Below are 254 nucleotides of genomic sequence, written 5' to 3'. Positions count from 1 at the left end.
TTTTGAAGCGTGAGGACCAGCAACCTGTGTTCAGCTTCAAGCTGCGCGGCGCCTACAACAAGATGGCACACCTCACGCCCGAGCAGCTGCAGCGCGGCGTGATCTGCGCTTCCGCTGGCAACCATGCCCAGGGCGTGGCCATGAGCGCCCACAAGCTGGGCACGCGCGCCGTGGTCGTCATGCCCACCACCACACCCCAGCTCAAGGTGGATGCCGTCAAAACCCTGGGTGGCGAGGTGGTGCTGCACGGCGAG

At 65.4% G+C, this 254-nt stretch carries 1 protein-coding gene; it reads left to right on the top strand.

The features are described 5' to 3' along the window. The coding region (locus DO97_RS20360; RefSeq protein WP_156120705.1) for a pyridoxal-phosphate dependent enzyme at positions 1-254 on the top strand (254 nt) is incomplete at both ends.

Origin of the sequence: Neosynechococcus sphagnicola sy1 (assembly GCF_000775285.1) — a bacterium.
Taxonomy (GTDB): Bacteria; Cyanobacteriota; Cyanobacteriia; order Neosynechococcales; family Neosynechococcaceae; genus Neosynechococcus; species Neosynechococcus sphagnicola.
The sequence above is the reverse complement of the archived record's forward strand: the minus strand, read 5'-3'. Positions and strand labels throughout refer to the sequence as shown.